At 59.6% G+C, this 16,120-nt stretch carries 19 protein-coding genes; 15 read left to right on the top strand and 4 right to left on the bottom strand.

Going from position 1 to position 16,120, the window contains the following annotated elements; genetic code table 11:
- Positions 1-126 precede the first annotated feature (126 nt).
- From AC13RM_RS07340 to AC13RM_RS07360, 5 genes are all read left to right on the top strand, one after another.
- The gene (locus tag AC13RM_RS07340) at positions 127-1,785 is read left to right on the top strand and encodes an acyl-CoA dehydrogenase family protein (RefSeq protein WP_440479705.1); all 1,659 of its coding nucleotides are present in this window, start codon (positions 127-129) and stop codon (positions 1,783-1,785) included.
- Between the two features lie 85 nt (positions 1,786-1,870).
- Positions 1,871-2,116 carry a type II toxin-antitoxin system ParD family antitoxin gene (locus AC13RM_RS07345; protein WP_374816907.1) on the top strand — a complete coding sequence of 82 codons (246 nt, stop codon included), beginning with the start codon at positions 1,871-1,873 and terminating at the stop codon, positions 2,114-2,116.
- A gap of 94 nt (positions 2,117-2,210) precedes the next feature.
- Positions 2,211-2,405 (top strand): type II toxin-antitoxin system RelE/ParE family toxin, encoded by a 195-nt coding sequence (locus tag AC13RM_RS07350; RefSeq protein WP_488554825.1) that lies wholly within the window; start codon positions 2,211-2,213, stop codon positions 2,403-2,405.
- A 154-nt stretch (positions 2,406-2,559) separates the two neighbouring features.
- Positions 2,560-3,216, top strand: coding sequence for a TetR/AcrR family transcriptional regulator (locus tag AC13RM_RS07355; RefSeq protein WP_488554739.1), 657 nt, complete (start codon positions 2,560-2,562; stop codon positions 3,214-3,216).
- A gap of 300 nt (positions 3,217-3,516) precedes the next feature.
- Positions 3,517-3,852, top strand: coding sequence for a DUF6105 family protein (locus tag AC13RM_RS07360; protein WP_113233016.1), 336 nt, complete (start codon positions 3,517-3,519; stop codon positions 3,850-3,852).
- On the opposite strand, the gene ruvX is transcribed toward AC13RM_RS07360, so the two are convergent.
- Positions 3,786-4,283, bottom strand: coding sequence for a Holliday junction resolvase RuvX (ruvX, locus tag AC13RM_RS07365; RefSeq protein WP_285174162.1), 498 nt, complete (start codon positions 4,281-4,283; stop codon positions 3,786-3,788). The two genes, AC13RM_RS07360 and ruvX, sit on opposite strands and share 67 nt — an antisense overlap.
- Before the next feature lie 205 nt (positions 4,284-4,488).
- On the opposite strand from ruvX, the gene AC13RM_RS07370 reads away from it, so the two are divergent.
- From AC13RM_RS07370 to AC13RM_RS07385, 4 genes are all read left to right on the top strand, one after another.
- Positions 4,489-5,199, top strand: coding sequence for a metal-dependent hydrolase (locus tag AC13RM_RS07370; RefSeq protein WP_488554740.1), 711 nt, complete (start codon positions 4,489-4,491; stop codon positions 5,197-5,199).
- A gap of 87 nt (positions 5,200-5,286) precedes the next feature.
- Entirely contained in the window at positions 5,287-5,574 is a 288-nt protein-coding gene (gene gatC / locus AC13RM_RS07375) for an Asp-tRNA(Asn)/Glu-tRNA(Gln) amidotransferase subunit GatC (RefSeq protein WP_015339557.1), read from the top strand.
- Between the two features lie 58 nt (positions 5,575-5,632).
- Entirely contained in the window at positions 5,633-7,114 is a 1,482-nt protein-coding gene (gene gatA, locus AC13RM_RS07380; protein ID WP_488554741.1) for an Asp-tRNA(Asn)/Glu-tRNA(Gln) amidotransferase subunit GatA, read from the top strand.
- 216 nt (positions 7,115-7,330) lie between these two features.
- Positions 7,331-9,334: a DUF4139 domain-containing protein gene (locus tag AC13RM_RS07385; protein ID WP_374816911.1), complete on the top strand. Its 2,004-nt coding sequence runs from the start codon at positions 7,331-7,333 to the stop codon at positions 9,332-9,334.
- A 73-nt stretch (positions 9,335-9,407) separates the two neighbouring features.
- Here the strand turns inward: AC13RM_RS07385 and AC13RM_RS07390 are convergent, their stop codons facing one another.
- Positions 9,408-9,665 (bottom strand): YjhX family toxin, encoded by a 258-nt coding sequence (locus tag AC13RM_RS07390; protein ID WP_152094282.1) that lies wholly within the window; start codon positions 9,663-9,665, stop codon positions 9,408-9,410.
- A gap of 299 nt (positions 9,666-9,964) precedes the next feature.
- On the opposite strand from AC13RM_RS07390, the gene AC13RM_RS07395 reads away from it, so the two are divergent.
- The 6 genes from AC13RM_RS07395 to AC13RM_RS07420 all read left to right on the top strand — a co-directional run bounded on the left by AC13RM_RS07395 (position 9,965) and on the right by AC13RM_RS07420 (position 14,116).
- Positions 9,965-10,474, top strand: a complete 510-nt coding sequence (locus tag AC13RM_RS07395) for a GNAT family N-acetyltransferase (RefSeq protein ID WP_374816912.1) — start codon at positions 9,965-9,967, stop codon at positions 10,472-10,474.
- A gap of 86 nt (positions 10,475-10,560) precedes the next feature.
- Complete coding sequence (gatB, locus tag AC13RM_RS07400; protein ID WP_440479710.1) at positions 10,561-12,066, top strand: Asp-tRNA(Asn)/Glu-tRNA(Gln) amidotransferase subunit GatB; 1,506 nt, start codon at positions 10,561-10,563, stop codon at positions 12,064-12,066.
- A 3-nt stretch (positions 12,067-12,069) separates the two neighbouring features.
- On the top strand, positions 12,070-12,573 hold the full coding sequence (locus AC13RM_RS07405) for a GNAT family N-acetyltransferase (RefSeq protein WP_374816914.1): 504 nt from the start codon (positions 12,070-12,072) through the stop codon (positions 12,571-12,573).
- Positions 12,574-12,593: 20 nt separating this feature from the next.
- Positions 12,594-13,061, top strand: coding sequence for a GNAT family N-acetyltransferase (locus AC13RM_RS07410; protein ID WP_374816915.1), 468 nt, complete (start codon positions 12,594-12,596; stop codon positions 13,059-13,061).
- A 106-nt stretch (positions 13,062-13,167) separates the two neighbouring features.
- The gene (locus AC13RM_RS07415) at positions 13,168-13,566 is read left to right on the top strand and encodes an NADH:ubiquinone oxidoreductase subunit NDUFA12 (protein WP_113233007.1); all 399 of its coding nucleotides are present in this window, start codon (positions 13,168-13,170) and stop codon (positions 13,564-13,566) included.
- 103 nt (positions 13,567-13,669) lie between these two features.
- Positions 13,670-14,116 (top strand): DUF2155 domain-containing protein, encoded by a 447-nt coding sequence (locus AC13RM_RS07420; protein ID WP_374816916.1) that lies wholly within the window; start codon positions 13,670-13,672, stop codon positions 14,114-14,116.
- A 72-nt stretch (positions 14,117-14,188) separates the two neighbouring features.
- Here the strand turns inward: AC13RM_RS07420 and AC13RM_RS07425 are convergent, their stop codons facing one another.
- Positions 14,189-14,818 carry a DUF1062 domain-containing protein gene (locus AC13RM_RS07425; protein WP_374816917.1) on the bottom strand — a complete coding sequence of 210 codons (630 nt, stop codon included), beginning with the start codon at positions 14,816-14,818 and terminating at the stop codon, positions 14,189-14,191.
- A 338-nt stretch (positions 14,819-15,156) separates the two neighbouring features.
- A complete protein-coding gene (locus AC13RM_RS07430) occupies positions 15,157-16,116 on the bottom strand; it encodes a DUF2167 domain-containing protein (protein WP_374816918.1) in 960 nt (319 codons plus the stop codon).
- Positions 16,117-16,120: the final 4 nt, after the last annotated feature.

A 16,120-nucleotide genomic window follows, 5' to 3' on the forward strand; every position in this document is an offset into this window, starting at 1 on the left:
CGTGGGTATGTGCCGAGGCCGTTTGTTCCCCATGCAATTTCGCCCGAATCCCACTACAGGAGCGATGCCGGTGGGAGACGTAACTTCCAGTTTCCCTTTGCAACCCACTTGTTCTACAAGCGATTCATGACCCAAGCGACCCGGACTGACGACCCCTTTGCCGACCTGAACCAGCCGAGCCTCTGGACCGGCATCAATGCTTATCGTTCCGATCCGCTGATCGTCGATCTCACCTCCGGCCTGCCGCGTTCGATACGGGAAGAGCTGGAGCAGCATGGTCGTTTCGTCACCTCGCACGAGGCCCAGGAACTGGCGCGCATGGCGAACCAGGGCACGCCGCAGCTGCGCACCCACGGCCCGCGCGGCGAGCGTCTCGATGTCGTCGAGTTTCACCCCGCCTGGCACGCGCTGATGCGTCGCTCCATGGCGATGGGCCTGCATTCCTCGATCTGGGATGCGCAGGCTGACCCTGAAGCAAAGGGTCATTCGCACAAGGTGCGCGGCGCCCGCTTCTATCTGACTGCGCAGCTCGAATGCGGCCACCTCTGCCCGCTCACGATGACCAGCGCTTCGGTCGCCGCCATGATGGCTTCCCCAGCGGTGCAGAAGGATTGGGCACCGAAGATTCTCTCGCGTAAGTACGACTCGTCCAACAAGCCCGCCATGCAGAAGAGCGCCGTCACCATCGGCATGGGCATGACGGAAAAGCAGGGCGGCACGGACGTGCGCGCCAACAAGACAAGTGCTGACAAGGTCAGCGAAGGCATTTACCGGCTTTCGGGCCATAAGTGGTTCATGTCGGCGCCCATGAGCGACGCCTTCATCATGCTGGCCCAGACCAAGGACGGCATGGGCTGCTTCCTGGTGCCGCGGCTGCTGGAGGATGGTTCGGCCAATGGCCTTCATTTCCAGAGATTGAAGGACAAGCTCGGCAACCGCTCGAATGCCTCGTCAGAAGTCGAGTTCACCGATACGTTCGGCTTCCTGCTCGGCGCGCCGGATGCCGGCATCCGCACCATCCTCGACATGGTGACGCTGACGCGGCTCGACTGCGCGCTGGCCTCTGCCGGCATCATGCGTGCCTCGCTCGCCGAGGCCGTGCATCATGCGCGGGGTCGCAGCGTCTTCGGCAAGATGCTGGTCAACCAGCCAATCATGACGCGCGTGCTCGCCGATATGGCGCTCGATGTCGCTGCCGCAACCGCGCTCGCCTTCCGCCTGGCCGAAGCCTTCGACAAGGCAAGCGGCAGCTCGGAGGATGCGGCCTATGCCCGCGTCATGACGCCGGTCGCCAAATATTGGTGCTGCAAGATCGCGCCGGCGCTGATCTATGAAGCCATGGAGTGCATCGGCGGCAGCGGCTACATCGAAGAGCGTCCGATTGCCCGCCACTACCGCGAGGCCCCCGTCAATGCGATCTGGGAAGGCTCCGGCAACGTCATGGCGCTTGACGTCCTGCGTGTACTCAATCGGGGCAAGGACCTGTTCGAAACAGTCTTTGCCGGCCTTGCCCGCGATCTCGGCCCTGCCGGCAAGAAGACTATCGATGTTCTGCGTGCCGCCATGGCGCTTTGCGAACAGGATGAAGGCGCCGCCCGTTTGCTGGTGGAACAACTGGCGCTCGCAGCCGGTGCGGCCGAGCTTTATCGCCTCGGAGCCGGCAAGATCGCCGATGCCTTCATCGAAACCCGTCTCGCCGGTGGCTGGCGGGCGACCTACGGCATGCTCGATTCACGCTTCGACGCGAGCTACATCGTCGATCTGCTGTATCCGCCGGCGACATAGCACTGCGCCAGCGGTTCTGTCGCGACATCCTTGATTGATGCGATACCAATATTTATTATCTATTGGTATCGGCAAGGAGGGCTTCATGGCTCGCAACACATCCGTCTCGCTGGGAGATCATTTCAGCGCCTTCATCGAGGCACAGATAAAGACAGGCCGGTATGGCTCTGCCAGTGATGTCGTTCGCGCAGGTCTGCGGCTGCTTGAAGAGCACGAGGTAAAGGTCAAAGCCCTGCAGAATGCGTTGATAGCCGGTGAGGAATCCGGGGAGGTTGCTTCCTTCGATAACGCGGCGTTCCTCAAGCGAATGCGCGCGACCTATGGTGAATAGGCCTCGCAAGCACGGTCTTTCCCCGCTTGCGGTGGCCGATCTTGAAGGTATCTGGCGATATACGGTCGAGAACTGATCTGTAAGGCAAGCCGAGATCTACCATGCCGAAATCGTCGAGGCTTTCGAGGGATTGGCATCCAGCCTGAAAAACGGTCGTCCTGCTGACATCCGTGATGGCTATTTCAAATATGCCGTAGGGTCCCATGTGATCTACTATCTTTTACGGGATGGTGAAATCGCGATCATTCGCATATTGCACCGGCGAATGGATGTCGGCCGGCACCTTTGAAGAGATGTCTGGCGTCCGAAACGACAGTGTGGTTTGGTCAGTTTCTCTAATCTGTGGATTCGCGCGGTTTGGGGGACACGAGACCTGACGGTTTTGTTGTTCGCGGCGATTTGGCTTGCTATTCACCGCTCGGTGACAGATTGGAGTCGAGTCGATGGCCGTCGCAAACGCTGCTGTTAAAATCCCCCTGGAAGTGCCTGTCGTGGAAAAGCGCGTGCGCAATCGCGCCGCGACGGAGCAGGCAATCCTCGATGCCGCCAAACGCCTTCTGGCGGAGGAGGGGTTCCAGAATTTCGGCATCAATGCGGTCGCCCGCGGTGCCGGCTGCGACAAGCAGCTGATTTACCGCTATTACGGCGGCTTGAACGGCCTCGTGGAAGCCATCGGGACCGATCTCGGCAGCTGGGTGACGGATCGCATTCCTGACGACACCGGCGGCATGTTTCTTTTGACCTATGGCGATCTGATGGAGCGGCTTTCGATGCTGTTTCTCGATGCTTTGCGCGCCGATCCGCTGATGCGCCGCATCGTCGCCTGGGAAGTCTCCGAAAATAGCGAGCAGGTGCGCCGGCTGTCCGAGGCCCGATCCAAGGCGCTCGCAGGCTGGATCGAGCGCATGCGCGGCTCGCTCGTGCCGCCCAAGGGCGTCGATGCCCAGGCGGTCAACGCCATGATCTTTGCCGCCATCCAGCACATCGTGCTGGCGTCAGCCGTCAGCGATCAATGCGCCGGCCTCGTCTTGAAGAACGGCAAGGATTGGGAGAAGGCGGCAACGGCCTTGAAGCGGATCGTGCGCGGGGTCTACGGCTGATATCGACCATCGGACAGGGGATATCCACAGGTCCGCCTCGCTGTTAACCTTAACAAATGGTTTACATTGCGCCGCAGCGGTTAACTCGTCACTGTTGGAAGACGATTAGTTAACCATCAAGCGTGCAGCCATGGGGTTAAAACCCGCTAAATTAGTGTTTCTCGTTACGGCGGTGATGTTCTTTGCCGTGCTTGCACTAGATATCACGCTGCCGACAATGGTGTTGAGCGCTATGGCGCTGTCGAACTGGTTTGTCCTTTCGGCTGGCACGACGCAATTTCAGCGTCGAAGAGGTACCGCATGAAGTGGTTGTTGATTTGCTGGGCTGCCCCTGTCTCGTTCCTCGGGGCATGGTATTATCTATCGTATTACGACATGAGCTTCGGCATCTTCATGCTGACGCGGCAGATGCACGATCTGGTGTTCGATATCTACGGTAACGTTCTCGGCATCCCGCCGGAAACCATCCCGCCGCTTGTGGCGCGCGCCATCGCTTTCGACAGCCTGCTGGTCTTTGCAATCTATGGCTTTCGTCGTCGGGCGGCCATCATCGGATGGTGGAAACGCCGTCAGGAGGCGTCTGGATTGAGCAAGGCGGCCCTGCCGAGCGCCGACAACCTGTCCAATGCTCCCTGAAGAATGAAGCTTGCCGCCGCCGAGTCGATGCGCTCGGCGCGCTTGGCACGCGAGACGTCCATTTCCAGCAGTGCCCGCTCGGCCGCAACGGTCGAAAGTCGCTCATCCCAGAAGACGAAGGGCAGGGCAGTCTTTTCCGACATGCTGCGCACGAAGGCGCGCGTTGCCTGCACGCGCGGTCCGGCAGAGCCATCCATATTCATTGGGAGCCCTATGACGAAGGCCGCGACCTTTTCCTTCTCCGCGAAAGCGAGCAATGTTTCTGCATCCTGAGTGAATTTCACGCGCTTGATGACGGGGCGAGGCGTGGCAAAACGCCGCCCGAGATCCGACATGGCCAACCCGATCGTCTTCGTGCCGAGGTCGAGACCGGCGATCGGCTGGCCGGGCAGGAGCATCACGGCTAGATCTTCGATGGTCAGCGTCGTCATCAGGGTCGTGCTCCTGTCAAAACAAATTGAAGTCCTAACCGCTTTTCTTTGTTGCGGTTTGAGATATCTCCTAGAGCATTTCCAGCAAAAGCGCACAGCGGTTTTGCGTCGGGAAATGCGGAAGAACAAATGGATAGAGCGTTTCCACTGGAAATGCTCTGGACACCAGCCTACCATTTCAAATCAAGTCATAAGGAGAAATCCAATGAAGATCACCTGGCTCGGCCACTCCGCTTTTCGCATTGAAACGGCCAAGGCAAAGATACTGATCGATCCATTTCTGTCTTACAATTCCTCCTTTGCGGCCGCCGGTCTCAACATCAAGGACGTTGCGCAAGGCGTCACCCATATCCTGCTGACCCACGGCCATGCCGACCATGTCGGCGATGCGGTTCAGATCGCCAAGGATACCGGCGCGGTCGTTCTCGCCAATGCTGACCTCGCCTCCTGGCTCGGCACCAAGGGCGTCGATAAGCTGGAAATGGGCAATACCGGCGGCACCGTCGGCCTCGGCGGCTTCTCGGCCACCTTTACCAATGCGCTGCATTCCTCTGCCCAGATCACCGAAGACGGCGTTTCCCACGCGCTTGGCAATCCGAACGGCTTGATGCTGCATTTCGATGATGAGCCGACGCTGTTTCATATGGGCGATACCGACATCTTCTCGGATATGGGCCTTATCAACGAGCTGCATCAACCCGATATCGGCATCGTGCCGATCGGCGACCGCTTCACCATGGGCGGCGCGGTGGCGGCACTCGCCTGCCAGCGCTTCTTCAACTTCAAGACCGCCATTCCCTGCCACTACGGCACTTTCCCGATCATCGATGCGACGCCGGAAAAGTTCATCGCCGGCATGGAAGGTTCGAAGACTGCAGTTGCCGCGCCGAAGGCGGGGGAGAGCGTTTCTGCCTGACGATACCCGTTGCGTATGGCGGGCATGGCCTTTATAGCGTGAAGCAAATCCACTTTTGGTGGATAATCTTGCTATCCGGAGAATGCCATGTCCGTCGATCTCGCTACTGTCAAACGCGTCGCCCATCTTGCCCGCATCGCCGTCAATGAAGACGAAGCGCAGCGGATGATGGGCGAGCTGAACGGCATTCTGGGCTTCGTCGAGCAGCTCTCCGAAGTGAATGTCGATGGCGTCGAGGCCATGACCTCCGTCACGCCGATGGCGATGAAGAAGCGCACCGACGAAGTAACGGACGGCAACAAGGCTGCCGACATCGTCGCCAATGCGCCGAATACCGATCAGAATTTCTTCCTGGTGCCCAAAGTCGTCGAATAACGGTTCCTTCGAGCCTTTTCCGACCCGTTGCCCAATCCCAGATCTGAAGCGAAACAAAATGAGCGAACTGACCAGCCTGACCATTGCCGAAGCCCGCGACAAGCTGCGCGCCAAGCAGATTACCGCCACTGAACTGACCGAGGCCTATATCTCGGCGATCGAGGCGGCCAATGCTCAGCTTAATGCCTATGTGAAGGTGACGCCGCAAAAGGCGCTGGCAATGGCCAAGGTGTCGGACGCTCGCCTTGCGGAAGGCAAAGCCGGTGCGCTGGAAGGCATTCCGCTCGGCATCAAGGACCTGTTCGGCACGGAAGGCATTCATACGCAGGCCTGCAGCCACATCCTGGACGGTTTCGAGCCGCACTATGAATCGACCGTTACGCAGAACCTCTGGAATGACGGCGCCGTCATGCTCGGCAAGCTCAACATGGATGAGTTCGCCATGGGCTCCTCCAACGAGAGCTCCTACTACGGCCCGGTGATCAACCCATGGCGTGCCGAGGGTTCGAACCAGCAACTGGTTCCGGGCGGCTCGTCCGGCGGTTCGGCCGCAGCCGTTGCCGCACATCTCTGCGCCGGCGCGACAGCCACCGATACCGGCGGCTCCATCCGTCAGCCCGCTGCTTTCACCGGCACCGTCGGCATCAAGCCGACCTATGGCCGCTGCTCGCGCTGGGGCATCGTCGCCTTCGCCTCGTCGCTCGACCAGGCCGGCCCGATCGCCCGCGACGTGCGCGATGCCGCCATCCTTCTGAAGTCGATGGCAAGCGTCGATGCCAAGGATACGACCTCGGTCGATCTGCCGGTGCCGGACTACGAAGCCGCGCTCGGCCAGTCTCTGAAGGGCATGAAGATCGGCATCCCGAACGAATACCGCGTCGATGGCATGCCGGAAGAGATCGAGACGCTCTGGCAGCAGGGCATTGCCTGGCTGAAGGATGCCGGCGCCGAGATCGTCAATATCTCGCTGCCGCACACGAAATATGCGCTGCCGGCCTATTACATCGTCGCCCCCGCCGAGGCCTCCTCGAACCTCGCCCGCTATGACGGCGTTCGCTACGGCCTGCGCGTCGACGGCAAGGATATCGCCGACATGTATGAAAAGACGCGCGCTGCCGGCTTCGGCCAGGAAGTGAAGCGCCGCATCATGATCGGCACCTACGTTCTTTCGGCCGGTTACTACGACGCTTATTACCTGCGCGCTCAGAAGGTTCGCACGCTGATCAAGCGCGACTTCGAACTGGCCTTCAACGCCGGCGTCGACGCGATCCTCACGCCCGCCACCCCATCCTCGGCCTTCGGCATTGCCGACGAAAATCTCGCTTCCGATCCGGTGAAAATGTACCTGAACGACATTTTCACGGTGACCGTCAACATGGCCGGCCTGCCCGGCATCGCCGTTCCCGCGGGCCTCGACCCGAAGGGCCTGCCGCTCGGCCTGCAGCTCATCGGCAAGCCGTTTGAAGAAGAAACCCTCTTCAAGACCGCTCACGTCATCGAGCAGGCGGCCGGCAAGTTCACGCCGGCGAAGTGGTGGTAGGCACCTACAACGGCACGAGCAGCTTGATGAACGATCTCGTCAAGTTTCGCGGAGTTTAAAGCCAATAGAAAAAGGGGTCGTCCGGAAATCCGGACGGCCCTTTTTCATGTGCCAATATTCCGCCCGCGCGCCATCACATTTTGGACCGAAATACGATCATAAATTGCAGAGAGCCGCTTGGTCTCGTCCTCTGCAACCGAATCGGAAGGTCTCTTCATGCTCAAGCAAGTCACGACGATCCTGCTCCTCAGCGTGTCATCTCCAGCGATTGCGCTGGCGGCCGACAATGGGGCCATTCGATCCATTATCCTGTCTTCGGGCGGCCTGGCCCAGGTTTCCAGATCGGCCGATATCAATACTGACGGCGTGATCCGGATCGAGGTTCCCCTTGATCAGGTCGACGACATCCTGAAGAGCCTCGTGGTCAACGGGTCCGCTGGTTCGGTGGCCGGCATGTCGCTGGCCGGGCCGCGGCCGTTGCAGGAAACCTTCAAGGGCCTGCCGTTCAGTCTGGAAGCGCTCTCATCCGTGCCGTCGCTTCTGACATCGCTGCAGGGCGGCAAGGTGGCGGTCACCAGCGGCGGCAAGACTGTTGAGGGAAACATTCTCGGCATCGAGACGAGGAAGGTCGACGAGAAAACGACGGTGCCCTTGTTGACCGTCATCGACAAGGATGGCGCGGTCGAGACGCTGGCGCTCGGCGAGGATGCGTCCGTCCGGCTTGACGATCCCGACATGCGGGCAAAGCTCGGCAAGGCGGCGGCAGCCATTGCCCGCGGCAAGAACGATCGCACCCGCGCCATCGATATCAAGGTGAACGGCGTGAAGAACAGCGGCGATATCGGCCTGACCTATGTCGTCCCGTCGCCGATCTGGAAAACCGCCTACAAGGTCGTCTTCGAGGGAAATGACAAGGCGCGTCTGCAGGCATGGACGGTGCTGGAAAATGCCAGCGGCGAGGATTGGAAGGGCGTGAAGCTGACGCTGACGTCTGCCGAGCCGGTGACGCTGAAGCAGGGACTGCATCAACTCTATTGGAAAGAGCGGCAGGAGGTGCCTGTCAACACGGCGTCGAACAATGTCCCTGATGCGGATAGCGGAGACCTGTCCAACCGACAGCGCTTGCCGGCGAATTTCGAGGAACGAGCGGCACCCGCACCCGCAAAAGCGATGATGGGCGGCGTCAGTAGGAAGGCAGCGGCAGACACGGCTGACGAGCTGGAAAAGCCGGCTACACCCATGCAAATGGCTACAGTCGATCCCACCACTGAGACCGAAAGCGATATCTCCGCCACTTTCGAGCTCCCAGGCACTTACGATCTGGCCAATGGCGATACCTTGTCGGTGCCGATCATGGATGCGGATGTGGAAGCCGACATGGTGGATATGTACCGGGCCGGCAGTGCCTATCGCAATCCCATCGCTGCCGTGATGCTCAAGAACAGCACCGGCGTCAGCATGCCGGCGGGGATTCTGACGCTATACGACAGCAAGGCCGGCTATATCGGCGATTCCCAGCTATCGGCATTGCCGAAGGACGACACGCGCCTCGCCAGCTTCGCGACCGATCGCAAGGTAACGATCAGCGAGCAGCAGACGCCGACGGAGGAGATTGCCTCGCTGAAAGTTGCCGACGGCGTGATGAATGCCACCGTCAAATATCGGCAGACGACGACATACACCGTATCGGGCGCGCTGGATGGCGAACGGACTGTTGTCATCGAGCATCCGATCAGGGACGGCTGGTCGTTCTCGTCGGCTGAAGGCTTCGGCAAGACGGCAACGCATCAGCGCCTCAAGGCGGTCGTGTCGGCAGGCACGGAGAAAATGCTGACGGCGGTCGACGAGCAGCTTCAGAGCAGCAGTTATGCTTTGGTTGATACCGATCCGGACATGCTGCTCGGGTGGTCGGCCTCGACCCATGACAAGGCTCTGACCGACAAGCTCGCAAATCTCGCCGACGCGCGCAAAAGGCAGATTGCGATCCAGAACGAACTGGCGAGCCTCGATAGCGAAATCGAGAAAACCGTCAATGAGCAGGATAGGATAAGGCGCAATCTTGGCGCCGTGCCTGACAACAGCGATCTGAAGAAACGCTATTTGAAGGCTCTGGCGGATAGTGAGGATCAAATCGCCGCAATGAACGAAAGGCGAGATGCGGTGCAGCAGGAAAGCGATCGTCGGGGCGACCATGTGACTGACATCATCAGGACATTCTGATCGCTATCGGAGTGTCTTGCTCGAGCCGCATCGACAGGTGAGAGCCACCCATCGGGCGGCTCTCACCGCGTCGCTATCTGTTATCCAGCTGCGCCCTCACCAGCTTCAGTCCCTTTTCCGTGATCCGGTAGGGTTGGCCGTCGGTGGACCGGATGGCCTTCAAACGTCTGAGCCTGCGAAAGAGTTCAAGACTAAAATCAGGATAGAGCCAGCCATCCCGTGTGTAGCAGCTGGCGGTCTCGATCTTCTTCTTTTCGGTGCGTTCGAGTTCGATGCGCCCGCCCTGAGCGAGCAGGTGGAGAATGCGCTGTTCCGCGCGGGAAATGTCCATTGTTGTCAGAATCCGTATAGCGCCAAAGGGCGCACAAAAACGATCCGAGCCTTCCCTTGGGGAAGTCGGGGCTTCGTTTCTCAGGCCCGGCACGCAAGAAGACTTGCGAGCGGGGCCTCTACCGGGACTGACAAAAGTTAGACATCAAAACTCCATTGATACGCTTTTCTAAAGCGGGTTGCGCCTCGCAGTCAAGTTCAACTCGGCAAGCGCTTTTCCGTCGTCAGCAGCGCCAACGAATCTCGGCGCTGGCAAAAGCCTTTGGCCGGTGCTTTACTACTTGCAATGGCGGGGGCTCGATGATCCATATTCGCAATGCCCATGAAGGTGAAACGGCAGTATTGGCAAGCATCGGCCTGCGCTCCTGGCAGCGGGCGATGGGCGCGATCGGCGGCACGGGCGAGCTGTTGGAAAGCGCAAGCGAAGCCTTTGAAAATTTCACCCGCAATCTATGGCTGACGATCACTGTGATAGAGTTGAATGGCGAGGCTGTGGGATGGGCGGCACGCGAGGCGCTGGACGAGGCGATTTCCGATTTCTGGATTGATCCGGATTTCGTCAGACGCGGCCTCGGCTCGGCGCTTCTGGCGCGGATCGAGGCGGATGTGCGCGAGCAGGGGCTGGAGAAAGTTTCGCTGCAGAGTCATGCGGGCAACACCGATGCCATCGCCTTCTTCAGGGCGCGCGGCTATGAGATCCGCTGGCTGTCTATCGTTTATTCCCCGAAGCTCGACAGCGACGTGCCGACGGTCGAGCTTTCGAAATCGCTGGTCGATGACAGCGACGGCGCCTATGGCCCGGGCATATAGCAAGCGCCGACGCCGAAAGCCTTGCGCCGCCTCGCCAATTGCTCTACCTCACCAAAGCAGAAAACAGCATTATACAAGAGCTTCCCATGACCATTGTCGACGTCCGTACGCCTGATCCGAAACGCTTCATTCCCGGTGCCACCGGTGATTGGGAAGTCGTTATCGGGATGGAAGTCCACGCCCAGGTGCTGAGCAAGTCCAAGCTCTTCTCCGGCGCCTCGACGGAGTTCGGCAGTCCTCAGAATTCCAACGTGTCGCTCGTCGATGCCGCCATGCCCGGCATGCTGCCTGTTATCAACGAGGAATGCGTCAAACAGGCCGTGCGCACCGGTCTCGGCCTGAAGGCGCAGATCAACAAGCGTTCGATCTTCGACCGCAAGAACTATTTCTATCCCGACCTGCCGCAGGGCTATCAGATTTCGCAGTTCAAGGACCCGATCGTCGGTGAGGGCAAGATCGTGATCTCGCTCGGCCCCGATCGTCAGGGCCAGTTCGAGGATATCGAGATCGGCATCGAGCGCCTGCATCTGGAACAGGATGCCGGCAAGTCGATGCACGATCAGCACGCCACCATGTCCTACGTCGATCTTAACCGCTCCGGCGTCGCGCTGATGGAAATCGTCTCCAAGCCGGATATCCGCTCATCCGACGAGGCCAAGGCATACATGACCAAGCTGCGCTCGATCGTGCGCTATCTCGGTACCTGCGACGGCAACATGGACGAAGGCTCCATGCGCGCCGACGTCAACGTGTCCGTCCGTCGTCCGGGCGGCGAGTTCGGCACGCGCTGCGAAATCAAGAACGTCAACTCCATCCGTTTCATCGGTCAGGCGATCGAGTACGAAGCGCGCCGGCAGATCGCCATTCTCGAAGACGGTGGCACGATCGATCAGGAGACCCGCCTGTTCGATCCGAACAAGGGCGAGACGCGGTCTCTGCGCACCAAGGAAGATGCGCATGACTACCGCTATTTCCCCGATCCGGATTTGCTGCCCCTCGAATTCGATGACGCCTTCGTTGCGGAGTTGGCCGAGCATCTGCCGGAACTGCCCGACGACAAGAAGGAGCGTTTCGTCCGCGAACTCGGTCTGTCGATCTATGACGCCTCCGTTCTGGTTTCGGAAAAGGCGATCGCCGATTATTTCGAGGCGGTTGCTGCCGGCCGCGATGGCAAGATGGCGGCCAACTGGGTCATCAACGACTTGCTGGGCGCTCTGAACAGAACCGGCAAAGACATTGAAGAGACTCCGGTTTCGCCCGCCCAGCTCGGCGCGATCATCGATCTCATCAAGGCCGAAACCATATCCGGCAAGATCGCCAAGGATTTGTTCGAAATCGTGCTCAACGAAGGCGGCGATCCCGCCGAGATCGTCGAGGCGCGCGGCATGAAGCAGGTCACCGACACCGGCGCCATCGAAAAGGCCGTCGACGAGATCATCGCCGCCAACCCGGATCAGGTCGCCAAGGTCAAGGCCAAACCGACGCTTGCCGGCTGGTTCGTCGGCCAGGTGATGAAATCGACCGGCGGCAAGGCCAATCCGCAGGCCGTCCAGGCGCTGGTCAAGGCCAAGCTCGGCATCGAAGAGGAATAAGCGGTGTTCTTCGTCCGCACCGCCAGCGAGCAGGACCTGGAAAAGGTCCGCGCTCTGCTTGGCGAAACTTGGCATGCGACCTATGACCGGATCTACGGGCCGGAAAAGGTCAGCGAACTGCACGACTCCTGGCATTCGCCGGCTTCGCTGAAGGCGCGGCTGGCGAACAAGAACTCGGAATTCCTCGTTGCCGATGACGGCAGGACGATCGGCGGCATGGGCTACGCTGCCATGTCCAAAGAGATGACGAAAACAGTCATGCTCTACATGCTCTATGTCAGCCCCAAGCATCAGCGAGAGGGCATTGGTCGCGATATCTTTGCGGAACTGGAGACGTGCTTTCCGGATGCGGAGATCATGCGTCTCGAAGTCGAGCCGCAGAACGAACCCGCGATCGCTTTTTATCAAGCTCATGGCTTTGTCGAGGTCGGCCGCACGGAAAACTGCGGCAACGGGCAATCGGGCATTCCGGCGCTGATATTCGAGAAGCCATTGGCGGCCCACTGAAATAATAGACGAGACCGTTCATGGAAGACCCCCGCCTGGTGATCCGCGAAGCGAAAGAATCCGACCTTCGCGCCCTGATCGGCCTCTTTGCCGCCGACGCCGTGGGTGGTCATGGCGATACGACCGACCCCTCTGCCTATGACGACTATCTCCGTGCGTTTCGTACCATCGTGGCGTCGCCAGAGCAGACGCTGTATGTCGCCGAACTCGCCGGCGAAGCAGTCGGGACATTTCAGACGATGATCACGACGACGCTGACCGGGCGAGGTAGTTCCGCCATGATCATCGAAGCAGTCCAGACGCGAGCCGATATGCGCGGGCAGGGGATCGGCGCCGCGATGATCAATTTCTGCATCGACGAGGCAAAAAGTCGCGGCATGCGGATGGTGCAGCTGACCTCGAATGCGGCCCGCAAGGATGCGCACCGCTTCTATGAAAGACTGGGTTTCAAGCCGACGCATCTAGGCTTCAAGATGCTATTGAAATGAAGCCTTTTGCCCGCTGGAATCACTGGACAAGCCGGTCCGCTGGCGGCATAAGCAAACTATCGAATTCTGGTATCGCTCGCCCCTCAGCGGGTATCGAGGAAAAGACATGTGGAATTTCATCGTACAGACATTTACTTGGTGGAACGGTCAGACCATGGGCACGCGCTTCGCGACCTGGCGTTTTGGCAAGCGTGTCGGCGAGGATGAATTCGGCAACGTCTATTACGAAGGCGGCACGTCCTCCTACGGCCTTCCGAAGCGCTGGGTAATCTACAAGGGCTATGCCGAAGCTTCTGCCATTCCTCCGGGCTGGCACGGCTGGATGCATCATCGCACCGACGTTCCTCCGTCCAAGGAGAATTATGTCGCCAAGGACTGGCAGAAGGAACACCGCGCCAATCCCACAGGCTCGCCGCAGGCCTATCGCCCGCCGGGCTCTCTTGCCGTTGCCGGCGAGCGTCCGCGCGTGACCGGCGACTACGACGCCTGGACCCCGGGCAACTGAGCGCGACAGCCGGCTCGTCCTTTGGCCACAATTGGGCTTTAGGCGCGACATAGGCCGGCTTTTGCTCGGCGCCTTGACCGAGACCAAGCGGAGAGTGGCGGATATGATGTTTTTCACGCGGAGCGCTTCTTTGCGTGCACTGGCCGTAGCTGGCGTTGTTCTCGTCGCCGGCATCTTGGCAGCTTCTACCGCCGAGGCTGCCCGCATCGCTAACCCGGTCGCCGTTTTCTCCGGCCTCGACAAGATCACCGGCCGCATCACCACTTTCGACGTCTATGTCAACGAGACCGTGCAGTTCGGTGCATTGCAGGTGACGCCGCGCGCCTGCTATTCGCGAGATGATACCGAGCAACAGAAGGTGGACGGTTTCGTCGAAGTCGACGAGATCACCCTCGATCGCCGTATCCGCCGCATCTTCACCGGCTGGATGTTCGCGGACAGCCCCGGCCTCAACGCCGTGGAGCACCCGATCTATGACGTCTGGCTGAAAGAATGCAAGCAGAAGTCCGACGTCCCGGCGCCAGATACCGCTGGCGCCCGCGCGAAGTAATCGCTTTCAAGACAGGCGCTGCAGCATTGCATAGCCCGCAGAAGACTTGCTCCTGCGGGTATGGTTTTAGCTTTACCCGGTAGCGGCGGCGGCTTCACCTATCACCTGACGATCGGCAACCTCCGATAAGTCGAGAATGATCCTCATGCCGTCTTTGACCTTATGACGAAACACTTCGCTGTGGTCCGGATGGGTTCTCAATCTGCCTCCATCGCGAAGGGCCTGAAGCCGCGAGCGCGAGATCACCAACTCCGATGCAAGCAGCCGATCAAGACGCAGGTTTATCGGGAATTGGGCTGATATCTCGATATCAAGCAAAGTCCAGCCGCTTGCCGCACGTATCGCCTCCTTCTGGATGATAACGTCGGGCGGCTCGTCGATACGTTTTACTTTCCGCTTCAATCCATCAAGGTCGAATTCCTGCGCTCGCACCCACTCTGGATCGCTGCGTTGCAGTGCCTCGAGTGTGGACGGGGCAAGGCCGTGAACGGTCCGGCGCTCGAAGAGCGTTCGGTTCCATGTCTTGTCGCAATCGATGCACTTATAGACGAGCCAGGCATCGAGGCGCTTGCCATTGGCGTTGAGCCTGATCTTGCCGCTCGATCTGAAGGGTTTTGGAGATCCGCAGCCGCTGCAGGCGATCCATGGCTGAGGCGATGTTTTGGGCGTAAGGGTCCAACGGACCTGAAGAATATTGCACATACCGTCTTGGTCTTCCGTCTGGAAGTCCACCAAGCTGGCGGTGAGACAAGCCCGTCAGGGCGCGGTATGGCGATGTTGCGGGACGGCTGAAGAGCTGAGACAGCGGTAGGCTGCATTAGGCGCGTTTTGACAATGCCAAACCGGTCTCAGGCCATCACCCGATGGACATGAACATGCATCGGACGGCGCTGCGCCGCCCCGATGCACTGGGTGATTTGGATGAGACCGGTATTTACGACGGCAAAGTGGAACCTCTATGCACCCACGCTCTTCAACAGGAGGGATAGCAGACCACAATCAGAATTTGAAGCCGCAAAAGACTTCAGGCGTGGATTGCTTCAGGCGTCCGTATTCCCCTTGCGGCGAAACAGACCCAGGATCTTGCGACCGGCTGCGACGACACCCGCCAGCACGACGATGAGGCCTTTCTTCAACGCCAGAAGGGCAACGCCAAAACTCTTGAAGAAGCCGAGAACGACTGCAAGCAGACCAAGCTTTGCCGCAACCTTCACGCCCGCACCGGCAGCAATCATGCCTGCCATGCTGTAAGCGGCGATCTTGTCGCCGTTGGTGAAGTCGGCATAGCGCTTGCCGCTGTCATATTGCACGGTATTGATGACGTTGGGGATGGCGGCGTTGATTTCCTGCAGCTGATCCAGTCCGGCGACGAAATCGAGCTCGGTGACGCCCTCGCGTCCCAGCACGCGCACGGAATAGTTCAGCGTATGGCCGGCATTGGGATCCTTGCCGAAAATCAGATCGCGCGCCCAGTGCAGGGCATGGGTCGCCTTATCGTAATGTGGCGGTTCTGCCCAGCCGACCAGCGTGATCGGATCGAAACCCTGCTGTTCGCGTTCGGGATTCGCTTCCTTGATCGCGTCCTGGATCTTTTTCAGCAGATCGTCGTAATCGGTCGATGCGGCATCCTCATCGGAGACATAGCCACTGCCGTCATAGTCGATGACGGAACCCCAGGAATGTGGGTCGGTCGGCGGGTATTTCACCGGGAAGATCATGCCGAGCGGATTGCCGACCGAACTTTCCGGATTGCCCCAGAGCTCGACCAGCACCTTCTTCGAATCCTTCGGATTGAGATAGTAGAACTGGTCAGAGACATTCAGCGTGGCATTGGCGGTGGGGATTTTGATCGCGCCCTGCTGGAAATCCAGCGTTTTAAGCACGGCGCCTTCGTCACCCGCCGGCGGCTCGGTTCCGAACATGTCGTGGAATGATTTGGCATCGGCCTGCGTCGCGATGGTCAACGCGGCGAGAAAGACAATTGCAATATGGCTCTTCACGATT

The organism is Martinezella sp. CNPSo 3732 (assembly GCF_057784515.1).